The following is a 24,823-nucleotide window of genomic DNA, read 5'->3' as shown; positions in this document are numbered from 1 at the left end:
TTTGTGATAATTTTTGTTTTATCTATCTATAATGAATGAAAGGGGGAAGTGCCCGTGAGTGTAGATTTTGATTTTATTATACGAATCGGTGTTGCTGGCTTGTTAGGAGCAATGATTGGTATTGAAAGAGAAATTCGATCGAAAGAAGCTGGATTAAAGACTCATTTCCTCGTAGCGGTAGGAAGTGCGTTAATAATGGTTGTTTCGAAATATGCCTTTTCAGATATTGTGTTTGAAGAGCATATGTCTCTAGACCCAAGTCGTATTGCAGCACAAGTCGTTAGTGGAGTTGGCTTTTTAGGTGCAGGCACAATTATTATTCAAAAGCAGGCGGTGAAAGGATTAACGACAGCGGCTGGTTTATGGGCCACAGCAGGAATTGGATTAGCAATTGGGGCTGGCATGTATGTAGTAGGGATTGGAGCGACGATTCTCGTTTTAATTGGTTTAGAAATTGTAAGTCGTATTTTTAAAGTGCAATTTTTATTTCCACAAAATATAACAGTGCAAATGTTTGTAAATAAACATGAAGCAGTACAACAAATATTAGAAACACTACAGGTGAAAGGTATTCCAATACTTTCATATGAAGTAGAAGCTTCACAGCAAGGTACAGAAACTGTTTATAAGGTAGGGATGCAACTGAAAAATATATCGTCAGAAGAAAAGAATGAGTTTATTCAGCATATGCAAACATTACCGGAAGTTACGTTTATAAAGTTAAAATCATAGTGTTGAAAACGAGGATAGATGTAGCAGGAATTTTGCTATTATCTATCTTTTTTGATATAAAATGCACGGAAAGTCAAGCGTTAACTTTACATGAAATGAATATATGTGTGAACGTTACCTTATTTTTTCTCAATACAGGACAAAAAGTAAAAATAGTAAAATAATGGAGCGGGACACTAAAAATGTAAGGTAGGGGAGAGTATGAAAGGCTATTCAAAGAAAATGTTAGTAGGGGTAAGTTTTGCTAGTTTAATGTTAGGGAGTTTTCAAGGGGGCAGTTTGGCAGAAGATACTAAGGGAGAGCAAGTTTCTTATCGAAATGTGCTCAAAATGGAGCCAGTCGGTGTACAACTACCAGTACAAGAATTAGCTCATTCATCGAAAGTGCTCGAAAGTAAGTCTTTTGAGAAAAGGCTACAATTTGCCGATTTATCACAAAGACCACCTGAGGTGAAAAAAGAAAATAAGCAATTAGCTGTAGCGAAAACTTATACAATTGCTGAATTAAATCAATTAAGCAATCAGCAGTTAGTAGATTTACTTGTAACAATTGATTGGGAGCAAATTACGGGGCTATTTCAGTTTAATACAGACAGTCTAGCATTCTATCAAAATGATAGTAGGATGCAGGCGATTATTGATAAATTGAAGCAGCAAGGACAAGCCTATACGAAGGATGATTCAAAAGGGATTGAGACATTAGTAGAGGTATTACGTTCAGGATTTTATTTAGGATTTTATAATTCGGAACTTAGTAAATTAAATGAACGGAGTTATCATGATAAATGCTTACCTGCATTAAAAACGATAGCTAACAATTCAAATTTCAAGCTGGGTACATTAGAGCAAAATAGAGTGGTATCATCATACGGAAAGTTAATAGGAAACGCTTCGAGTGATGTGGAAACGATAACATCAGCTGCAAAAATTTTTAAACAATATAATGATAATTTTTCTACATTAGTAGATAATCTTTCAGCTGGAAATGCTATTTACGATATTATGCAAGGTGTTGATTACGACATTCAATCGTATTTGTACGATACGAGGAAAGCACCGAAAGATACAGTATGGTATCAGAAAATAGATAGTTATATTAATGAACTAAGTCGTTTTGCATTAATGGGAACGATTACAGCAAAAAACGGTTGGCTTATTAATAATGGCATTTATTATACAGGTAGACTCGGTACGTTCCATAGTACAGGAACGAAAGGGTTACAAGTTGTAACAGATGCGATGAAAATTTATCCGTATTTAGGGGAGCAATATTTCGTAGCTGCTGAGCAAATCGCAACGAATTATGGCGGAAAAGATGCAAATGGTAAAGTGGTGAATTTAGATCAAATAAGAGAAGATGGAAAGAAAAAATATTTGCCAAAAACGTATACGTTTGATGATGGGGCAATTGTTTTAAAAGCTGGAGATAAAGTGACAGAAGAAAAAGTAAAACGTTTATATTGGGCGGCAAAAGAAGTCAAGGCACAATTCCATCGTACGGTTGAAAGTGATCAACCTTTAGAAAAAGGAAATCCTGATGATGTACTAACGATGGTTATTTATAATAGCCCAGCAGAATATCAATTTAATCGTCAATTGTACGGTTATGAAACGAATAACGGTGGTCTTTATATAGAAGGAACAGGTACGTTCTTTACTTATGAGCGTACGCCAGAAGAAAGTATTTATAGTTTAGAAGAATTATTCAGACACGAGTTCACGCATTATTTACAAGGTAGATATGAAGTACCAGGGTTATGGGGACAAGGGAAAATATATGAAAATGAAAGATTATCTTGGTTTGAAGAAGGGAATGCTGAATTTTTTGCAGGGGCAACGAGAACGGATAATGTTGTACCGAGAAAGAGTATTATAGGAGGATTATCTTCAAATCCAGCGGAGCGTTATACGGCAGAGCGAACGTTAAATGCAAAGTATGGAACGTGGGATTTCTATAATTATTCCTTTGCTTTACAATCTTATATGTACAATAAGAGATATGATATGTTTGATAAAATACATGATCTTATTAGGAAAAATGATGTAACAGCATATGATGCATATCGCTCTACATTAAGTAAAGATGCGAATTTAAATAAAGAATATCAAGACTATATGCAAATGCTAGTTGATAATCGTGAGAAATATAACGTGCCATTAGTATCAGACGATTATTTAGCAAATCATGCACCGAAACCAGTTTCAGATATTGCGGCAGAAATAACGGCGGAAGCAAAATTGAAAAATGTATCAGTGAAGAAAAATAAATCACAGTTCTTTAATACATTCACACTACAAGGAACATATACAGGAACTGCAGCAAAAGGAGAATATGAAGACTGGAAAACAATTACACAAAACGTTAATGATACGTTAAAACGTTTAAGTGCAAAAGAATGGACAGGTTATAAAACAGTAACAGCATACTTCGTAAATTATCGCGTGAATGCATCAGGACAATTTGAATATGATGTTGTGTTCCACGGTATTAATACAGAAGAAGGTGCAGAGAATAAAGCGCCAGTTGCGGTTATAAACGGTCCGTATAGTGGAAATGTAAATGAAGCAATTTCATTTAAAAGCGACGGATCAAAAGATGAAGACGGGAAAATTATTTCATATAAATGGGAGTTTGGAGACGGTACTGTAAGTAATGAGCAAAATCCAACTCACGTATATATAAAAGAAGGAACGTATACGGCGAAATTAACAGTAACAGACGATAAAGGAGCAACTAATACTGCTACAGCGACTGTAACTGTTCAAAAGAAAGAAGATAACAGTGTAGAAAAAGAACCGAATAACTCATTCCAAACAGCAAACAAACTGCAGTTAAATCAAGTTTTACGTGCTAGTTTAGGAAATGGCGATACAAGTGATTTCTTTGAAATTAATGTGGAGACTGCTAAAAACCTTCAAATTAACGTAACGAATGAAAATAATATCGGAATGAACTGGGTACTTTATTCTGAAGCAGATTTAAATAATTATGTTACGTATGCTCAGCAACAAGGGAATAAACTAGTAGGTAGTTACTACACGTATCCAGGGAAGTATTATTTACATGTGTATCAGTATAGCGGGGGGACAGGGAATTATACGGTGGAAGTAAAGTAGTAAAAAGGGAGTTGTCTTTTTCAATGAATGGCATAAGGTCTGTACTTTAATAAAAAAACAATTGTAGGAAATGTCTATAATGATAATAACAAATTAAGTGCCGAGAGATGTTATATTTACATTAAACAAAAGGATTAGAGTGTATCTGTAACAATAGATAAGCTCTGATCCTTATTGTTTTTAATTAACGCACATAAATTTAAGATAATTAATAAGTAAGTTAGCTAGCAGGATTCTTAAAATGTGCTTATGTAATTAACTAAACAGAAAATTTTTGTCGCATTAGCAAGGGATACTAATAGAAAAGCGTGTCCCTTTACCCAATTCACTCTCTATCTCTATATCTCCGTTTAATTCTCTAATAATACTATAAGCAATCATAGTACCAAGCCCAGTTCCTTTTTCTGTTGTTGAATAGAATGGCAAAGCAATTCGTTTTATTTGTTGAGATGACATCCCAATTCCTGAATCAATAATATCAATTATGATATTTCCTTTTACTTTTTGTATATTTATTTGTAATAATCCACCATTTTTCATAGCCTCAATTCCGTTTTGGATGATGTTGTTTAGACAGAGTTTGAATTTTTCGGGGTCCCCATTTATATAAAAGGAATCTGTACTATTTTGCTTGATTTCAACTTTGTATGATAGAGCGAGTGGTGAAATAGTATCTTTCACTTGATTTAAAATGTGATTAATATCTATTTTCTCTTTTAGGGTGTTCTGTGGTTTGGTTAAAGATAAATAGTTATTAATAGTAGATTGTATTTGCTGCATTTCAATTAACATGATTTCTAAGTATTGATCCTGAGATAGCTTAGAGGCATGTTTTTCATTTAATAATTGAGTGAATCCATGTACCGTGGTTAGTGGATTGTGGATTTCGTGTGCAATTGACGCTGCTAGTTCGCTAGCTATATAAAATTTTTCAGCTCGTTGTAGCTTTTCTTTCATTTTATATTTCTCAATCATTCCCTCTATTAAATAAACTGATAATAATACTGTGAAAATATTAATGATTATGTAATTTAATAAAAATTCTATGAGAGTAGAGTCTATTTTCCCTCCTGTATGTATTTGAGTTACAATACCGCAAATAGAAAGTGAAGTTGTACATACTAAAATAAGGAGTAAGCTTAATAATACTTTTTTTTCTTTAACATACATAGGTAATAAGTAACGAAAGAGCATTGTTATACCAAAAATAATAGTGAAGATAATAAATGATGGAAGAACGCCATTTCCGCCTAAGTAAAACCGATAAGAAAGATATAAAATTCCTATAAAAACAATGTTTTTTGTATTTCCATATAGAAAAACTAATATTATAGGAATAAAACGTAAATCATAAATAAATCCCACATGTAAATGAAAAGGAAAAGTCATACAAAAAATAATAGCAATGGAGGAAAGGGTAGAAAATAATATATTATTACATATTGTTTTTTCTTTAAACTCTAGCCAAAATACGTGATAGCTAAGGATACAAATTATTATAATAAAGGTATTTAATAAAAGAGTAGAAATTCCCATAGTTTTGCATCTCCGATAGTTTGTAAGTAGAATTATGTATGAGTTGGACATAGATGTTTAGTATTAGTAGACTTTTTATCTAAAAAAGGAAGGGTACTTGAAAAACATGCTGTTATATTACTCGTATTAAAATTGATAAGGATAATAGAAAAAATCTATTTAAATTTATGTACATATGAAATTATAAACTAACTTTTGTATAGGTAAAATTTAGATTGAGTTACTGATAAAATAAGGTTTTTAAGTATGAATATTCTGTGAAAATGATATGCGTGGTGACTCCTGTTTGTAGCCTTCGTTATATTAACATGGAATATATCAAATTACAAAGTGAAATTTTAGAAAAATTTTATTAGTACATTTTATCTGAAATAGAAATGCTATTTATGTGAGTATTTTAGTACTTACTCGTATAAAACTTTGTTAGAAAAAGAATTTAAAATTTACATGTTTTTTATGAAGCGTAATATTGTAACTTTATCTATGTGGGTTTCTCAATAACTATTAAGGTGAAGAGTTAAGATATATAGGTTTATAGATATGAATTATTACATAAAAACGCACTTGGAAAAGGATGTATGATGGTAATAGAATACAAACATCAAGGGGGAACTTAAAATGAAGTTAAATAAACTAGTGCTTAGTTGTGGAGTAGTTTCAGCATTAACACTTGGTGTGTTAGGGAATAATACTTATGCTGAAGAAGTACACAAAACGAATGATCCAATTCATGTAGTTGAACATGTTTCTGCAGACTTATTATTAACCCAAACAATGGATTATAGTGGCGAGGCTGAAACTTCTTTCGTATATGATGGGAGTACTGACTTAAGCTTCTCTATGAAAAATAATGGTCAAAATACAATGGGATATAGTGTAAAAGGTCCAAATACAGAGCTAATTGTTGGTGGTTATATAAAACCTGGAGAACAACAAATTAATGTTACAAATGTACGGAATGCTTTATCTCCATTACCGAATGGAACATATAAAATTTACGTTTCAAATGATGATGGTTCTAAGGGGCAATTCCAAGTTTCAGTAAGATCTATGAATTAAATTTAAAACGCTTTGCTTTTAAGTTAATTTAATCTTTACTTATTGGAAAGAAGCTAAATTGAATTGAGAATTACCGATAAAAATGAAAACGAGCACCTTATCTAATTGTGAGAGGCTGTTCGTTTTTTGCTATTAAACAGAAAACAATTATAAATACATTTTGATATTTCCATTGCTAACCTACTAGATTGTGTCAACGAGAGAATGTCTACTATAAAAGATATCAAAATAAAGATGATGTAACATTCCGCTAAATTATATGGGGAAATAGAAAAACCACTCTTATATGAGTGGTTTTTAGTAATTATTTTTAGGTTATACATTTAAAATTAGGCTAAGTTATAGAAATAATAAACATTTAATCCGTTGTTATTATTTTGGTTCTGGATAATGATTGTAGTATGAGATTCTAATAAATTCTTGGTAGACATTTGTTAATTTAGCATCTCTAAGAGCATCGTTGAATTTTTGCATACGTACACTCCCTTGAGCGTAGCCTCCACCTGGAGTATAAGGGTTTCTTGCTTCAAAGTCATCCAAAAATACTTTTAATTTTTTATAGTCTTGAGATTGATAGAAAGCCACGGCCTCTTCAGGAGTGACATCAAAGTAAGAGGATGACGTTGAGTTATAAGAAGCTGCTTGAGCAGTAGGTGCCTCTAGCATAGTTGCAGCTCCACCGAACATAGTAAGCGCCATAGAAGATACAATAATTTTTTTAAACATAATAAAACCTCCATGTAGAATATTGGATTAATAGCAATCCTGTAATCATTATAGTTACAATGAAAATGATTATCAAATGCAATATTGCATAATGTATCCCGCTATTTTGGGGCAGTAAGACTCCCGCCCAAAAATTCAATGAAAGCAAAGAAGTTAGATGGGAATCGGGAGGATTAAAGTTTCACTTTATTCTTTGAACGAGAAGTCACCTTTATATTTAAATGGAGGAGTGTAATAGATTAAAAGAGGTGTATAAGTTACTCAGGTTAACAAGAAAATGAAGAGGATATTTTTAATAGGGGGAAAGCTTAATAACTGGAGTAAAGGAATTGCTATTTATATATTTAACATACATATTTGTTTTTTAAATTGTAGGCGTGTTTTAGAATTTGTATATAGTAAATTCGTTAAAAAACTTGATAAATAATAAAATGTGTAAATTTTTTGACTATTTAATTAAAATTATTTAATATTTGTAATTTATTGTTTTATAATGATAATCGGGTCGATCGTGAATGTTTTAGATATTGCGATATATACTCGGATTAATTTATTCTAGGGAGGTTACAAAATTGGGTAAGAGAGTCATTATAAGAGTTTTTACATTATTATCAGTACTGGCATTATTCCTTAATGTATTTTTACCTAGGGCTAGTGCAGAGGTTATGACGCATGAGAAATATTCAATGGACTGGAGTTATAGTAATAGTCTAGGTAAGTACATTCGCACTGAAATGATTAAAAATTCAAGTGGTCAAATTGCTTATTGCTTAACCCTTGGATTAAAATCACCAAATGGTGAAGATCTTCCTGAAATGGGGAAAACAGATAATGTAGTATATAGAGTCTTATTAAATGGTTTCCCGCAAAAAAGTGCTGAACAGCTGGGAGTAGCTAATAAGAATGAAGCGCATTATGCAACGCAACTTGCGGTTTGGAATGCATTAGGTCAACTCGATGTAAATGAATTAAAACATGAGAATAAAAATGTTGAAAAAGCAGCTAAGGCTATTATTAGTAATGCTAATAATAGTGAAGAGACTCAAGATGTTTTTATGAATGTCATTCCTGCTGAAAAGCAAAAAGCAGAATTAAAGGGTGAATTCTTCGAAACAAATCTATATTCAGTACAAACAAATGCTAAGAGTGGTTCTTATAAGGTAGTAGCGAAAAATGCACCTAATGGAGTTAGAATTGTAAGTGAAAATGGAGAAGTGAAAGATCAGCTTTCAGTTGGAGAAAAATTTCGTATCCAAATTCCTAAGAATACAAAAACGGGTGAATTTAATTTAAGTGTTGCTGCTAATTTAACTAAAGTTCAAGCAATTGCTTACAGTGGTACGGATACTGTTCAGAATGCTACAGTACTATTAGAAAGAAATGAAGAAAAGCTTAGTAGTGATCTTGCAGTAAATTGGGAAGCAGCTGGTTCTTTAAAAATTAAAAAGGTTGGAGAAAATGGAGAAGTTTTAGCTGGTGCAGTATTTGAGGTCTTTAATGCAAATAATGAATCAGTTGTAAAAATCACGACTGGTGCTGATGGTATGGCAGAATTAAACAACTTACCAATTGGTACTTACACATTAAAAGAAATTAAAGCACCAACAGGCTATGTTTCAGATGATAAACCACAAACTATTGAAGTTAAGACAGGAGAAACAGGAGCTGTCCAAATAGTAAATAACAAAGTAAAAGGTAACATCGAAATTAAAAAGCTCAGTGATTCAGGAAAGGTTTTACCAAATGTTGAATTCACAGTCTTTACTGAAGATGGAAAAGAAGTGCAAAAAGTAGTAACAAAAGAAAATGGAATTGCAAACGTTGAAGGTCTTACGTATGGTAAGTATTATTTCTTAGAGACAAAAACACCTAATGGATATATTGGAAATAAAACAAAGTATCCTTTTGAAATTAAAGAGCACAATAAAACACTTACTTTTACAGTGGAAAATACCGAAGTGAAAGGTAGTGTAAAATTACTAAAAGTAGATAATGAAGATATTAGCAAAAAATTAGAAGGTGCAGTATTTGAATTGAAAGATGAAAGTGGAAAAGTAGTTGGGGAATATAAGACAGATAAAAATGGCGAGATTAACGTCAAAGATTTAGCGTATGGTAAATATTCATTTGTAGAAAAGACTTCTCCACATGGTTACGTTCTTGTTAAAGAACCAATTATGTTCGGAATAAAGGAACATGGGAAGATTATTGAGTTATTGGCAGTTAATCATCATATCAAAGGTGATCTAGAAATTACAAAGGTAGATGTAGCTGATGGAAATAACAAGCTTCCAAATGCAGAATTTACGATTTATAACGAAGCAGGAAAAGAAGTAGTAAAAGGAAAAACAGACGATAAAGGAATCGCTAAATTTGAAAAATTACCATTTGGAAAATACACATATAAAGAAACTGTTGCGCCAAAAGGTTATGTATTAAATGAAGAAACGTTCTCTTTTGAAATTAAAGAAAATGGTCAAATCATTAAACACATTGTCAAAGATGAAAAGATTCCTTCAATAAAAACAACAGCTACTGATAAAACAGATGGTACAAAAGAAATGCACACGTCAAAGTCTGTAACAATCCAAGATAAAGTGGAATACAAAGACCTACAAGTAGGTAAAGAATACACTGTAAAAGGTAAATTAATGAATAAAGAGACTAATAAACCATTAGTTGTAAATGGTAAAGAAGTAACAGCTGAAACGAAGTTTACACCAAAAGAAGCAAATGGCTCTATTACATTAGACTTCACATTTGATGCAACTGGTTTAGAAGAAAAAGAGGTAGTAGTATTCGAAGAGTTATTGAAAGAAGGAAAAACTGTTACAACACATGCTGATATCAATGATAAAGGTCAAACAGTTAAGTTCGTTAAGCCATCAGTAAAAACGACAGCAACAAACAAAGCTGATGGTGGAAAAGAGATTCATTCAAAGGATTCTATCACTATCCAAGACAAAGTGGAGTATACTAACTTAGTTGTAGGTAAAGAGTACACTGTAAAAGGTAAACTAATGAACAAAGTTATTAACAAACCATTATTAATTGATGGAAAAGAAGTAACAGCTGAAACGAAGTTTACTGCAAAAGAAAAGAACGGTTTTGTAACATTAGACTTTACTTTTGTTGGTGCTGAACAGCAAGGAAGAGAAGTAGTCGTGTTTGAAGACTTATTACATGAAGGGCAAGTAATTACAACGCATGCTGACATTAATGATGTAGGTCAAACAGTTCGATTTGTAGAACCTTCTATTAAAACGACAGCAACAAACAAAGTTGATGGTTCTAAAGAGTTAGACGCTTCTAAATCTGTAACAATCCAAGATAAAGTGGAATACAAAGACTTAATCGTGGGTAAAGAGTATGTTGTAAAAGGTAAACTGATGGATAAAGCAACAAACAAGCCATTATTAGTTGATGGTAAAGAAGTAACAGTAGAATCTAAGTTTATTGCTAAAGAGAAGAATGGTTCTATCACACTAGATTTCACATTTAATGCTTCTGCATTACAAGGTAAAGAAGTAGTCGTGTTTGAAGAACTGTATCAAGATAATATATTAGTAGCTATTCACGCTGAAATTGAAGATAAGGGACAAACAGTGAAATTTAAAGAGGTAAAGCCGGAACAACCTAAACCAGAACAGCCAAATTCAGATAAAAATACTCCAACACCAGAGCAGCCTAACGAGCAAGTAAAAGAACAACCACAACCTAAGCAAGAAATTCAATCTAAAATTGGATGGTTACCGCAAACAGGTACTAATCTTACAAGTTGGATCTCTATGGCTGCAGGCGCATTACTGTTAATTGTTGGTGGAGTGATTTTCTTAAAACGTAAAAATGCATAGAAATTAAAAAATAAGCACATCTGTTTTTATAACAAGATGTGCTTATTTTTATCATTTTAGCCAAGAAGACTCCTATATTCAAGCGTGAATGGCATTTAAAATAGCAAATTTATTTGTAGTAAATAATACATAATTTTGTTTTACTGTTTTAATTAAAATACGGTCTGTTGTCCCATAAGCTGTTCCAATACGTATGACATCTACTTCTTCAACACCAGCATAGGTAGCATCTTCGGTAATCTCAATCACATCACGTAATGGAATTGTAATCTCCGCCAATTGCCATGAAATAATTAACTCTTCATTTGTTTTTTTTACATTAATGCCTAGCATTATACCAAGACCCTTCAATAATAATACGCTACACTTCTAATCTTATTATATAAATTTTTAGATTTTTTATCTATATGTAGGAATAGAATTTATTTATATTTGTGAGCATCTTAATGATGTCAAACAAATAGAAGGATATACAGTCTTTCTATTAAGAAATATGGTAAGAACAAAAGTTCACTTCAAATTAATATGAATTTGATATGGTTGAGATATTATGAACGAGAAATAGTAAGAGTTGCAGGAAGGAAATGAATAATGAGACTTAAATTAGTAGGAATTTTCATTTGTGTAATTATGATGTTAGGTATCTTTATAATTTACACCAATCAATCTATTGGTAAAGAACCAGATAAGACGAACTATGAATCTCGTGAAAACTCCATAAATAAAGAGAAAGATAGTAGAGGAAAAGGGCAATCAAAATACAATGAAAGTTCTTTTGCTAGTATACAGGCTGTAGTTAATAAGGAATATGGATTACCCGAAGACTATAAACCAGAGGATTTAGTTGTACCAAATGTACCATTCTCATTTAGTGGAACGGTAGAAAAGAGCCACCTCCGTAAAGAGGCGGCAGAAGCACTGGAAAAGTTATTTGATTTAGCAAAGCAGGAGGGGATTCAGTTAAATGCTGTTTCGGGATTTCGTTCCTATGACTATCAACAACGATTGTATACAAACAATGTGAAAAGAAAAGGACAAGAGCATACGGATCGCTTCTCGGCAAAACCAGGACATAGCGAACATCAAACAGGGTTAACAATGGACGTTTCTTCTAAAAGTGCGAACAATGAACTAGAGTTATCCTTTGCTAATACGAAGGAAGGAAAATGGCTGAAAGAAAACGCGCATCGCGCAGGGTTTATCATTCGTTATCCTAAGGGAAAGGAAAGTATTACAGGTTATGCATATGAACCTTGGCATATTCGCTATGTAGGAGATATTGCTGAAAATATATATAAACAAAAGCAGACTTTAGAAGAATACATGAATCTATGAAAATAGAATTGAAGAATTAAACTGGCTATCAATAGACGTGAGATTGTAAAAGGCAGGGGATATAAATTAAGGTGTTTTTTAATTTTTTTGGTGAAGAGGGAAGGTATTCCTCTTCTTTTTTCAGTCCTTGTAAAATTTGAGGATGTCTTAAGGGAGTGAAAAGATGGATTGTGTGAGTGTATTAATAAAGGCTACTTTAGGTGGCTTCTAGAGATTTTTTTTGAGGAAATACTAGTATTCATTGCAGCAATCGCCTATATTATAGGAGCATTCACGTTGGGATATAACAGAGAATTATAGAGTAAAGTAGGATTCAAAAGCATTGTTGAAAATGCGGTGGTTATAAGTTATTTTCCTATTAAAATAATTAGTCTTTGTTCAAAATTTAAGATTGTTATTTTATTATATCTAGTAACTATTTATAATATTTAATAATTACTTGGTTTACTATTAAGGTGGTTATCTTACAAAATTGTAAGGTTATTTTAATTGACACTCGTATGTATAAGTAACTATACTGGTTACACGATGTTGGTGAGTATATTTAATAATCTCTATCTATAAGTGTATGTCCGAGGATTATTTTTAGAGTAATAGTTCGATTTAAAATTCATTATCCGTTATATAGTAATATAAACGAATTAATCTATTCTTTATTCAAGGTCGTATTATTTAAAGATTAATTATAAATGATATATTTACCAAATTGTAATAACTTGATAGAGGTGTTCATTTTGAAATACAAATTAATTGCTACAGGAATTCTTGCTGGAAGTTTATTATCCTACTCATCTAATACATTTGCAAATACTCATAAGTTCCCAGATGTTCCTGCATGGGCGGACAAATCCGTTAATTATTTAGTTGATAAACAGGTATTGAATGGCTATCCAGACGGAACTTTCGGTTCAAATGACTCATTAGACAGAGCTTCAGCTACAAAAATTATGACAAAAGTTTTAGATATACAAATTGACTCTAATGCAAAACCATCATTTACAGATTCACAAAACCACTGGGCTACTCCGTATATTGCTGCTGCTGAAAAAGCTGGTATTGTTAAAGGTGAGGGTAATGGAATCTTCAATCCATCCGGAAAAGTAACTCGCGCTGCTATGGCTACGATGCTAGTAAATGCATATAAACTACAAAGCACACCAAATCATAACGAGCAGGTTAAATTTGAAGATTTAAAAGGCCATTGGGGAGAAAAATATGCCAATATTTTAATCGGTTTGAAAATTTCTAATGGTACTGAGAACGGTTGGCAACCAAATAGATTTATAACACGTGCTGAAGCTGCTCAACTTACTGCAAAAACAGATATGATGCAACATCGTCCAAAAAACCCATTAGAAAGCAAAATAATCATTATTGATCCTGGACATGGTGGCGAAGATCCTGGGAAATCCACAAAGGGATTACCTGAAAGTAAGATTGTACTAGACACTTCTTTACGTCTACAACAATTACTTGAAAAGCATACACCATTTACAGTTTTATTAACTCGTCAATCTGATAATAGACCAGGACATGATCAAAAAAGTTCTTTACAGGAACGTGTTAAATTTGCTAAGAAAAATCAGGGTGATATCTTTATAAGCGTACATGCAAATGCTTTTAATGGTAATGCAAAAGGGACAGAAACATATTACTATAAATCTTCTAAATCCGAAAAAACAAATCCTCATGTGGAAGAAAGTCGTGTTTTAGCGGAAAAAATTCAAACACGTTTAGTAGAGGCACTTCAAACACGAGATAGAGGAGTTAAACATGGAGACCTTCATGTTATAAGAGAAAATGACATGCCAGCTGTGTTGACGGAACTGGCGTTTATAGATAATGGTATTGATTACAGTAAATTATCTACGGAAAATGGCAGACAAATTGCAGCAGAAGCCATTTATGAAGGAATTTTAGATTATTATGAATGGAAAGGAAATAATGTATCTGAATATAGGCTGTAATAAGTAATTGAAAATATAGTAATTCTCGAAATGAAGAATTCTATAATTTTTTTGCAGTTTTTTAAACAACAATTTTAAATTTGTATTTAAAATTGTTGTTTAAATCGTTATTTTATGTTTTAATAATGTTGATAATAGTTATCAATAATAGTGAGAGGAAGATTAGTGAAACATGTGTTTTTAGTTAGTGTCATAAAAGTTAATGAATTTCTATATTGTATGGCTATGAATCTATCTCTATTTTTGTGAACTAGAAATAATATATTTATATCTTTTAAATGTTTAAGAAGGAGTGGCTGTCTGTATGAAAAAAGCAAAAGAAATAGCTAAATGCGTTGCGGTAGCGTCCGTTATTATGTCTGGATCATTTGGTTTACAAGCAACATCTGCATTTGCAGATTCTAAAGGAACTGTAGAAAATCTTCAAAATGGTGGGAAGGTCTATAATAGTTTTAAAACTACTTATGACATGAAGCAGAATATCAAAAATTCAGTAAAAGTTTCTTTTATTGAGGATCCTTACGCAGATAAAAAGATTGCAATTGTTACCACTGATGGTAGTAATATAGATGCTAAATATACAATTAATAGCGGATACTATAACGCAGGTTTAAAATGGCCATCAGCCTATCATACTGAAGCAGAAATAACAAGTGGTGATAGTGCTCAATTCCATAAAGCTGCCCCAGTTAATACAATGACTTCAGCAAAGGTCACTTCTGAGGTAGGGTATACACTTGGTGGAAGTGTTAAAGTAGGAGTAAATGATAAAGGGCCAAATGCCGATGCAAGTATCACAGGTAGCTTTGCTTGGAAAGAAAGTGTATCTTATGATCAAGTAGATTATAAAACGGTATTAGAGACTCACACAGATAAAAAATTAAATTGGAAAGTAGGATTCCAATCATTTAATTTCCCAGAATGGGGAATTTATAATCGTGATTCATTCAATACTTTCTATGGTAATCAACTATTTATGAAATCACGTAGTTATAATGAAGGAACGAATAATTTTGTTTCAAAAGATACAGTACCAGCTTTAACAGGCTATGGTTTTTCTCCAAACGTAGTAGCGGTTATTACTGCTGATAAAACAGAAACTACATCAGATTTAAAAATAACAAATCGTAGAGTTTCAGATCAGTACAATATCGAATGGGTAAGTTCAAAATGGTGGGGAACAAATAATAAAGATACATATAATGAATTCTTTACGAACCACTATAAATTAGACTGGAAAAACCATCAAGTTACTCTTGATAACCAAAAAGCCCTTGAAGAACAAATGAATAGTATCAACAGCGTGAATGATAAACTTAACAAAGGAAAAGGAAAATTATCTCTTTCAATGAATGGAAATCAACTCAAAGCTACGTCTAGCAATGCTGGTTATGGTATCAGTTACGAAGATAAAAATTGGGGTATCTTTGTAAATGGTGAAAAGGTCTATACTTTTAATGAAAAATCAACTGTAGGCAATATATCTAATGATATTAACAAATTAAACATTAAAGGACCTTATATCGAGATTAAACAGATTTAGTCAGAAAATGATGGACGATTGATGGATAATTATCTCATCAAGATACGAGTATACTAGTTTATCCCGCATTAACGGGCAGCCCGATTGGTTCACCTAATAATCAGTGGGGGATGAACAAAACCCCCACTGATTAAAGTTTTACTTTATTTTAAATCTGTATAATGTAACGAAAGGACCAAAGTTTATCTATAAAATAAATAAACTTTGGTCCTTATTATGTTTTTATTCGCGCACGAAATTAAGATGAAATTAGATGTTTTTTGTCTATTCTTTTACTCAATTAGAAAAGAGCGTAAAGTAGTTGAAAGCTATTGATGCTACGCAAGGGGATATTGTTTAAAGTAATCAGAACTTCATCGGTTGTTAAGTTACCACTTTAAATATATAATTAAATTTCATTAAAAAGATACTCTATTCAAAGTCCTTATTGGGTTTTTGAAGTGAAATATATACTATTTGAGGTGTGTGAAATGGGGAAATCTCGAGAGCAGACGATGGAAAATATCTTAAAGGCTGCTAAGAAAAAATTTGGAGAGCGTGGCTACGAAGGTACGAGCATACAAGAAATTGCAAAAGAAGCGAAAGTGAATGTTGCTATGGCCTCTTACTATTTTAATGGGAAAGAAAACCTATATTATGAGGTGTTTAAGAAATATGGTCTTGCTAATGAGCTACCCAATTTTCTTGAGAAGAATCAATTTGATCCTATCAATGCCCTTAGAGAATATTTAACGGTTTTTACTACACATATAAAAGAGAACCCTGAAATTGGATCATTGGCATATGAGGAGATTATTAAGGAAAGTGCACGATTAGAAAAGATTAAACCGTATTTCATAGGTAATTTTGAACAGTTAAAAGAAATATTACAGGAGGGTGAAAAGCAAGGAGTTTTTCATTTCTTCTCCATAAATCATACGATACATTGGATCACTTCTATTGTTTTATTTCCAAAGTTTAAAAAGTTTATTGATTCTTTAGGGCCAAATGAAACGAATGATACAAATCATGAATGGATGCCAGAAGACTTAGTGGACAGAATTGTTACTGCATTAACAGATAAACCTAACGTGTAAATTATTCAGTGTATATGAATTCTATTATTACTATTTAAAGCCTAATTTCTCAATGTATTGTAGAGAAATTAGGCTTTTTTCAACACGTCATTAAAGTATTTATAATTCAATGACTCAATTTGCTGATTATATTTTCAAGTATTCGTTTTGAGCTACATAGATATAGTTTTTGTTGCAACTGTTTGTTGAAATGCTTTATCATGCTCAACAATAACCATTGTGGGATTAAATTGTTGAATAAGCTCTTCGATTTGCATACGGGAATAGATATCTATAAAATTTAGTGGTTCATCCCATATATATATATGAGCTTTTTCACATAAGCTTTTAGCGATAAGCAGTTTTTTCTTTTGTCCACCAGAATAATGAGATATATCTTTCTCAAATTGAATTCGGTCAAAGTCCATCTTACGTAGGATGGATTTAAATAAGGTCTCATCAATCTTGTGCTGTTCAATAAAGTCTGATAGCGATCCCCTTAAATGAGAAGTATCTTGTTGGACATAGGAAATGATGAGTCCTGTACCTAAAATAACTAAGCCTGTATGCTGTATCGGATGTCCTAGAATTAGTTTTAGGATACTACTTTTTCCGCTCCCATTCGTTCCATCAAGTACAATTCGGTCACCTTGTTCAACTATGAAGCTAATCGAATCATTCACAATTTGGTCATCGTACTTAACGGACACATCAACCAAAGTAATCAATTCATTTGATTTAAATTGTAATTGTTCCAATTTTAAGGACTCAGTTTTCTCCACATTTTTTAGTAATTTTGACTTTTCTTCAATAGCTTTTTGTTGTCTTGATTCAAGGTTTTTTGCTCTTTTCATCATCTTGGCTGCTTTATGACCTACAAACCCCTTATCCAACTTAGAGCCTGAATTCCTCGTTCCATTTTTTGAAGCTTCCACATCATGAGACCAACTTGCTGAACGCTTGGAAGACTGTTTTAATCTCCCTATGTCTTTTTGTAGACGCTCATTTGTAGCCTCTTCGTGCTCTTGCTGTCTATCAAAATTTAACTTCCAAGAAGAATAGTTACCACTCTGAACTTCAATATTTGCTCTATTTATAGATAGGATATGGTCAACGCACCCATCTAAAAAGATTCTGTCATGTGAAATTAAAATAAATCCTTTTTTCTTCCTTAGATAATCAGAGACTATCTTTCGTGCATCAGTATCTAAATGATTTGTTGGTTCATCAATTAATAGGAATTGGCCCTCATTTAAAAACAGTGCAGCAAGCAACACCTTTGTTTGTTCCCCATTTGATAATGTTTTAAATGGTCTGTATATGACCTCAGCATCAACATTTAAATAGGATATCTCACGCAGAAATTCCCAATCTTCTGCTTGGGGACAAATTTCTTCAAGGATTTCATGAGTGAATTTGTTCTTATCTGCAACAGAGTAGGGGAAGTAATTGAATTCTACCGAAGCAAGGATTTTCCCACCATACTCATAATTCCCTAACAATAAATTAAAGAATGTCGTTTTACCTCGTCCGTTTCTACCGATAAATCCTAGCTTCCAATCCGTATCTATTTGGAAGTTTACACTTTCAAAAATATTATCAAAGCTACCTGGGTATGAAAAAGTTAAATCTTGGACTTTTATCATTGACATAATAATTCCTCCTTTATATATCGAAACGTTTCGTATAAAGTCGGAACATCCATCCATTTTTTAATTGCTCTATATAAGTTTGATGGATATTAACGACTTATATAGAGCATTACATGTGTAACAATAGTGTCTGAAGTACTCATTTTTCTCGCTCCTTTATTTGTTAGGTACATTTAACAATTAATAAGTTCCAACTAACATAAACGGGAATAAAAAAATCCCCCAATTGTAATCGGAAGGATTAGTCTTTCGTCTATACTTAATAAGTACTTATTAATCATTTGAATCATGACAAATAAAGTATGAACTGAATTTTAAAAATGGATAGACTAACCCTATATTTTGTAGTTTGAAGTTATAAAATTCAACTTAAAATATAAATTAGTTAATCATTATTCATCCATCATTCCTTTCATAATTCTATTTTTAGAGTAACATTCTTTTTAGAGAGATGCAATATCAGCTTCAGCTTCACCTAATCCTAGATTATTTATAATTCTTTGAGTAAGGAGGAAAGATGAAATTGACATCAATCTAAGTTGTAACTATGATTGTTACAGTTAGTTTCGAAAACTAATTCGAATTTCTATGTTAAAGATAGTATATTTTCATTCCTTTTTAAGTGTGACAGTTAGCAACTAACTATAATTCAATAGAGGATTAGATTTTATCTCATATTTAAAGAGTAGATAAGTTGTACAATCCAAATTTACGATGCACAAATAATTGAAAAACTACATTTTTTAACTGATCCTTTTTGGAATCCTCAGTATTGGAAATTGTAAAAATCTACAAAAAGTTAATAAGACTGTTGTATGTAGAAAAAAATCTTTTAAAAAGGTCATAATATGGATAATAGGTAGCACACATTTTAATTAGTAGGAGTTGTGCCACTATCAAGACATTTCTTAATAAAAGTATAGAAAAAACTCAAGAAGGTGAGTCCATTGCGTAAACATGCATATGTGCAATTTTATGTATTGATATTGGCTTTAATAGCTTATATAAGCTTTTGCTGTATATTTTTATTTGTTCTTCCGAATCATTATTTCGTATCAGATTTTAATATCCGGCTATCATCTTTAGTTGTTGAAACTACTGTATTTATTTCATTACTGTATTCTATATTATCCAGAAAAATTAAGTTAGGAGTATTCTGGATTTGCATAATTATTGCGATAGGGTGTTTCCTGATAGGAAATTTCATATCTGCTTTTCAAGTACTTAATGTAGAATTACCAATACAAAATTTTAGTATCTCTGATGTATTTTTGTTGTTTTTCTTATTTTTCTTTCTCTTTGCGTTTTTTTATAAAATTATGATGGAATGTAACAAATGGGAGAAAGCGTATTTACTTTGTGATTTATGCATTGTTGTTACTGCTATTTTTACATTAGAGTGGTACCTATTTAATAAACCTTCTGCAAATATCTTATTCTTTTCAATTGGAGATGTTTTTCTTTCATTTATTTTTCCGATTATAGATTTATTGCTTCTATTACTTGGAGTTACACTAATCTTTCGACCTGCTATTTTCAATGCAAAAAGTAAATTGTTTATTTTTATCCTAGTATTAACTGGATTGGCTATTACGGACTACTTATATTTTTACTTACAAGATGATTTGTCAGATCGTTCAGTTATATTATTAAGGTGTTTGTATAGAGTTTTCCTATTATTTATCGCTATTGCTGCTACAATTCCAAAGAATACTTCTTCTAAAAGAAATTATTTTATTGTCAATCCAACATTTGGAGAGAAACTTCTTGTCATATTTCCTTATCTTGCAGTTGCAGTCTTAATTGGCTTTACTTTGAAAGAACAAACTTCTTCAGCTACATTGATTACGGGAAATTGTATTGCTTTTGTATTTGTACTGATTCGTCATACAATTGTACGAATGCAAAACAAGGATTTAACCGAGGCCTTAAAAGTGTTTAATAATCAATTAGAACGAACAGTAATTCAAAGAACACGGGATTTAATAAACAAATCTAATGATTTGGTAAAAAATCAAGAGAGATTTAAGTCTTTATATGAGTATCATCCAGATCCTATTTTAACGATTGATTCAAATGGTATCGTATTAAATATAAACCAGGCTGGAAGTATGTTATTAGGAAAAGAAAGTGCTGCATTAATAGGGAAAGAGTGCTTCTCTATTTTTTTAGATGAAGATAAATCTGAATTGGAATCGGCTATAAAGAAAGGGAAACGATGTAGTTCATCTTCGTTACAGTTACGTGTGAAAAATAACAATGAGAAGGATATCCTCTTTTGGTATGTCACTATAGTTCCTATTATGATAGAAGGACAAACCTTTGGGAGTTATGTAATGGTAAAAGACATAACGAGGATTAAACAACAACAGGATGAGATAAATTATCTTGCATTCCATGATACGGTGACGGAGATTGGAAATCGTATATTCTTCCAACAAGAATTAGATAGATCCATTAAGCGTGCACAAAAAACACAGGATAAGTTCGGGCTCCTGTATATTGATTTAAATCGCTTTAAGACCATTAATGATACATTGGGTCATTCGATTGGTGACAGAGTTTTAAAAGAAGTTGCCAAACGTTTTAGGACATGTCTGTCACCGACTATTCCTCTAGCAAGAATAGGTGGAGATGAGTTTGCAATCATTGTCCATAACCAAACGGAGCAACAGCTATTGGATTTGTGTAAAACTCTATTTCGTATAACTGAAGAACCATTTGTAGTAAATCAGCATAGTTTTTACTTATCTCTTAGTATAGGAATAGCAGTGTATCCATTTGGAGGAATAAATACTACTACACTTTTACAACACGCTGATATCGCTATGTATAGCGCAAAGGAAAAAGGTAACAATGCTGTTTGTATGTATGACGAGACATTATCACAAAAAGTAACTCGTCGATTACGATTAGAACAGGATTTACCAAATGCAATTGAAAATAATGAGTTGTTTTTATTGTATCAACCACAAATTGATAGTAAGGCAGGTAAGGTTATTGGTGCAGAGGCTTTAATACGCTGGCAACATCCAGAGCTTGGGCTGATTTCTCCTTTTGAGTTTATACCTATCGCAGAAGAAACGGCGCAGATTATTTCAATTGGGAAGTGGACGTTACAGAAAGCGTGTCGACAACTGAAAGAATGGTATTCTGCGGGCTATTCAAATCTAAAGATGGGGATAAATTTATCAGCTATAGAGTTTGAACAGAAAGATTTTGTTCAAACAATGATATCTACCATAGAAGAGATAGGAGTACCTGCTAATTCAATTGATTTGGAATTAACAGAGCGAATAGCAATGGTAGATGAAAAAGAAACCTTATCGAAGTTAAAAGTATTAAAATCATATGGTGTACATTTATCAATTGACGATTTTGGTACAGGTTATTCTTCACTAGCGTATTTGCCTCTTTATCCAATTGATACTTTGAAAATTCCAAAAGAATTTGTTAATAGGATCGGAACTTTTACTGATGGAGATGAAATTATACAAACCATTATTTCACTTGCTCATACTTTAAACATGAAAGTGATAGCAGAAGGGGTAGAAACGAAAGAACAATTAACAGTGTTGCAACGTAATGCATGTTATCTAATTCAAGGCTATTACTACAGTAAACCTGTAAATGAAGATGAATTTATCGATTTTTTAAGTACAATGCAAAATGAATAAGTGAAAAATCAGTATCTGTATAAAGTAAAGTGAAAAGACGTTCTATCCATATGGATTTGAACGTCTTTCTTATGTTTATTTTCAGTAGTTACGCAGCAAGGTTTCAGCCTTTGAAAGTAAAATAAGTATCTATATTCCTGGTATTTTGGGCTAATGGGATATGAGATGAAAATTGCTTCTTGTGAAAACGCATTAGGGACAGCTTGTATATTCTTAAAGCAATTTGAAAAAGGATTAGCAGTTTGTATGGGATTAGGAAATGAAGAGTATGTATATCATTTCAATATTTTACGTTCTCTTAATGAAGATGAAGCAATTAAACTCTTAGAAGAAGTGAAAAAAGTATTTCTTACTTCGAAAAGCAAGGTTTAGGGGATTTCGTAGAAGAATATGCAGATCTAAAAAGGAAGAAATTATACAATAATCACATGCTATCATTTTTAATAGCTAATTAACAAAGGGACTCCAATTATGGAGTCCCTTTGTTAATGGGGTAATGCTCTGGTTTATCTAATTATAACAATATTTGTAAAAAGTGTAAAGGGGCCCTAGTTTGGAGGGAGAATTATTTAATCTTTTTTATTTAATAAAAGGGATAATATTTAGTTATCTGCGCTTCTTAATTATGTTTTCTATCACAATTTGAAGTGAATTTCATTTAATCTTATTTATTTTATAGGAATTATAAGGTATACTAAAAATAGGTGCAAAATGTACCATTTGAAAAAGAGTGCATTGCAAAAAGGGATCCGTAAAGGATTCCTTTTTTGTTTCTTTGAAAATGAAGCAATGTTCTAATTATCTCTTTCATTTTTATGAATGCGCTGTGATCTTATAAACTAAAAAGGAATTTTTGGGAAATTGCCATATTCCTGTAACAAAACAAAGGTATGTTATGTGTGTTAAATATAAAGAGAAAGAAGGAAAAGTTGTGAAAAAAATTTTGCCAATTGTTGCGTTATTAGGCATGATGAGTTTTGGAGTACAGGAAATGAATGTAAGAGCTGATACATACCACAAGGGCGATTCAAAAATTAGTTTTTGGGATTCGAAAAGAAAGGGTACTAATTTCATGAATAGTACGTCATTACCTGAAAACTATAAAAGTGCAAAAGAAGCTAATATTGAATATGTACGTTTAGCACCTGATAAATGGGCAAAAGATAAAGGTTTTCTATTTGAGGATAAACCAGATACTTATGGAAAGGATTTTCTGATAGGTAATGCAGATAACTATCAGGGATTAGTAAAGGAGGATTTAGAAAAATTAAAGGCGGATTTAGATGCCGCACAATCACAAGGAATGAAAGTTGTTCTTACAATGTTATCCTTACCTGGTGATCGATGGCGCCAATTTAATAATAACAAGAATGACGACAGAATATGGGAAGAAGAGAAGTATCAAGAACAAGCAAGTCAATTTTGGAAGGATCTTGCTCTGGAATTAAAAGATCACCCTGCGGTGGTTGGTTATAATATTATAAATGAACCACATCCAGAAACAGCTAAAAATAATAGATATAATGATTTTTGGACGGAAGATTATGAGAAATGGTATTCAAAAGTGAAGGGAACGACAGCCGATTTAAACAGATTGTATCAAAAAGTGATCAATTCCATTCGTGAAGTAGACCAGGAAACGCCGATTATTTTAGATTCAGGTTTATATGCTACTCCATGGGCCTTTAAATATTTAAAACCAGTAAATGATAAAAAAACACTATATGCATTTCATATGTATGAACCATATGAATTAACGAGTCAAGGTGAAAAACAAAACAAGGAGTATCAATATCCAGGATTAGTAAAAGTAGGAGATTTAGAGAAACCTGTAATGTGGAATAAGCAGGGATTAGAGAAATTTTTGAAGCCAATCCAACAATGGTCTAAGAAAAATCATGTATCATCTAATCGAATTATTGCAGAGGAGTTTGGAATTAACCGTACTGTTCCAGGAGCTACCCAATACATGCAAGATCTTATTTCTATCTTCAACCAAAAAGGTTGGCATAAATCATTCTATGCATTCCGTGAAGACACATGGACAGGGATGAATTATGAATTGGGAACCGGAAAAATAAAATGGGATGAAGAGGGTAAACCGATGCCTCAAGATAATTCACTCTGGGAAGTAATAAAAAACGATTTACAAGCACATAAATAGTTTAGAATATTTGTCCTAAGGACTAAAAGTAAGCATCTAATTCAAATGGAATTAGATGCTTTTTTTTCAAAAAAGGTGGAGACTTAAACAAATGTGGTTGCAATTGTATTAACCTTTAAAGTAAAAAAGTTTTATGAATTTTTCGTGAGATTTCAATCCTTATATGCTGAAAATTATTTACTTATTTCTCCAATTGGGTATATTTCTCCAATCGGATGGAAGTTTAGAATACAGAATCAAAACATAATAAGCTGTTATCGATGAGTTTATCGTAAAGTTGTTATTTAATGTGTCATCAAATAACATTTATATACAATAATAAATAAAGAAAAGGAGATATTTATGAAAAAATATAGAGTAATAGACACAACTTAAATAGTATGAATAGTTTAGAGTGTAAAAACAT

15 protein-coding genes are annotated in these 24,823 nt (G+C 31.9%); 11 read left to right on the top strand and 4 right to left on the bottom strand.

From position 1 onward, the window contains the following. Positions 1-54 precede the first annotated feature (54 nt). A complete protein-coding gene (locus tag N2V79_RS16945) occupies positions 55-732 on the top strand; it encodes an MgtC/SapB family protein (protein ID WP_000109720.1) in 678 nt (225 codons plus the stop codon). Positions 733-933: 201 nt separating this feature from the next. Beyond that, positions 934-3,849: a collagenase ColA gene (gene colA / locus N2V79_RS16940; protein ID WP_053563861.1), complete on the top strand. Its 2,916-nt coding sequence runs from the start codon at positions 934-936 to the stop codon at positions 3,847-3,849. Between the two features lie 282 nt (positions 3,850-4,131). Here the strand turns inward: colA and N2V79_RS16935 are convergent, their stop codons facing one another. Beyond that, positions 4,132-5,385, bottom strand: a complete 1,254-nt coding sequence (locus N2V79_RS16935; protein ID WP_000513021.1) for a sensor histidine kinase — start codon at positions 5,383-5,385, stop codon at positions 4,132-4,134. Positions 5,386-6,003: 618 nt separating this feature from the next. On the opposite strand from N2V79_RS16935, the gene N2V79_RS16930 reads away from it, so the two are divergent. Next, positions 6,004-6,444, top strand: coding sequence for a hypothetical protein (locus tag N2V79_RS16930; RefSeq protein WP_000773517.1), 441 nt, complete (start codon positions 6,004-6,006; stop codon positions 6,442-6,444). Positions 6,445-6,816: 372 nt separating this feature from the next. Here the strand turns inward: N2V79_RS16930 and N2V79_RS16925 are convergent, their stop codons facing one another. Next, positions 6,817-7,170 carry a hypothetical protein gene (locus tag N2V79_RS16925; protein ID WP_000473483.1) on the bottom strand — a complete coding sequence of 118 codons (354 nt, stop codon included), beginning with the start codon at positions 7,168-7,170 and terminating at the stop codon, positions 6,817-6,819. Positions 7,171-7,742: 572 nt separating this feature from the next. Between N2V79_RS16925 and N2V79_RS16920 the strand changes: the two genes are divergently transcribed. Then, positions 7,743-11,024 (top strand): VaFE repeat-containing surface-anchored protein, encoded by a 3,282-nt coding sequence (locus tag N2V79_RS16920; protein ID WP_340720092.1) that lies wholly within the window; start codon positions 7,743-7,745, stop codon positions 11,022-11,024. 78 nt (positions 11,025-11,102) lie between these two features. Here the strand turns inward: N2V79_RS16920 and N2V79_RS16915 are convergent, their stop codons facing one another. Next, positions 11,103-11,357: a SunI/YnzG family protein gene (locus N2V79_RS16915; RefSeq protein WP_000900689.1), complete on the bottom strand. Its 255-nt coding sequence runs from the start codon at positions 11,355-11,357 to the stop codon at positions 11,103-11,105. Between the two features lie 258 nt (positions 11,358-11,615). Between N2V79_RS16915 and N2V79_RS16910 the strand changes: the two genes are divergently transcribed. From N2V79_RS16910 to hlyIIR, 4 genes are all read left to right on the top strand, one after another. After that, positions 11,616-12,359: a M15 family metallopeptidase gene (locus tag N2V79_RS16910; RefSeq protein WP_001237442.1), complete on the top strand. Its 744-nt coding sequence runs from the start codon at positions 11,616-11,618 to the stop codon at positions 12,357-12,359. Positions 12,360-13,093: 734 nt separating this feature from the next. Then, on the top strand, positions 13,094-14,326 hold the full coding sequence (locus tag N2V79_RS16905; protein ID WP_000875658.1) for an N-acetylmuramoyl-L-alanine amidase: 1,233 nt from the start codon (positions 13,094-13,096) through the stop codon (positions 14,324-14,326). A gap of 304 nt (positions 14,327-14,630) precedes the next feature. Then, on the top strand, positions 14,631-15,869 hold the full coding sequence (hlyII, locus tag N2V79_RS16900; protein ID WP_053563863.1) for a hemolysin II HlyII: 1,239 nt from the start codon (positions 14,631-14,633) through the stop codon (positions 15,867-15,869). 470 nt (positions 15,870-16,339) lie between these two features. Then, on the top strand, positions 16,340-16,945 hold the full coding sequence (gene hlyIIR, locus N2V79_RS16895) for a hemolysin II regulator HlyIIR (RefSeq protein ID WP_053563864.1): 606 nt from the start codon (positions 16,340-16,342) through the stop codon (positions 16,943-16,945). Between the two features lie 152 nt (positions 16,946-17,097). On the opposite strand, the gene N2V79_RS16890 is transcribed toward hlyIIR, so the two are convergent. Beyond that, complete coding sequence (locus N2V79_RS16890) at positions 17,098-18,576, bottom strand: Lsa family ABC-F type ribosomal protection protein (RefSeq protein ID WP_016080735.1); 1,479 nt, start codon at positions 18,574-18,576, stop codon at positions 17,098-17,100. 947 nt (positions 18,577-19,523) lie between these two features. Here N2V79_RS16890 and N2V79_RS16885 point away from each other — a divergent pair. The 3 genes from N2V79_RS16885 (at position 19,524) to N2V79_RS16875 (ending at position 24,417) form a co-directional block, all read left to right on the top strand. Then, on the top strand, positions 19,524-22,253 hold the full coding sequence (locus N2V79_RS16885) for a sensor domain-containing protein (RefSeq protein WP_256425088.1): 2,730 nt from the start codon (positions 19,524-19,526) through the stop codon (positions 22,251-22,253). A gap of 153 nt (positions 22,254-22,406) precedes the next feature. Further along, a complete protein-coding gene (locus tag N2V79_RS16880; protein WP_053563865.1) occupies positions 22,407-22,625 on the top strand; it encodes a hypothetical protein in 219 nt (72 codons plus the stop codon). Positions 22,626-23,148: 523 nt separating this feature from the next. Then, the gene (locus N2V79_RS16875) at positions 23,149-24,417 is read left to right on the top strand and encodes a glycoside hydrolase family 5 protein (RefSeq protein WP_014482097.1); all 1,269 of its coding nucleotides are present in this window, start codon (positions 23,149-23,151) and stop codon (positions 24,415-24,417) included. Positions 24,418-24,823 lie beyond the last annotated feature (406 nt).

This window comes from Bacillus sp. CH_70, assembly GCF_038007045.1.
Lineage (GTDB): Bacteria > Bacillota > Bacilli > Bacillales > Bacillaceae_G > Bacillus_A > Bacillus_A cereus.
This window is presented reverse-complemented; position numbering and strand designations above follow the sequence as displayed.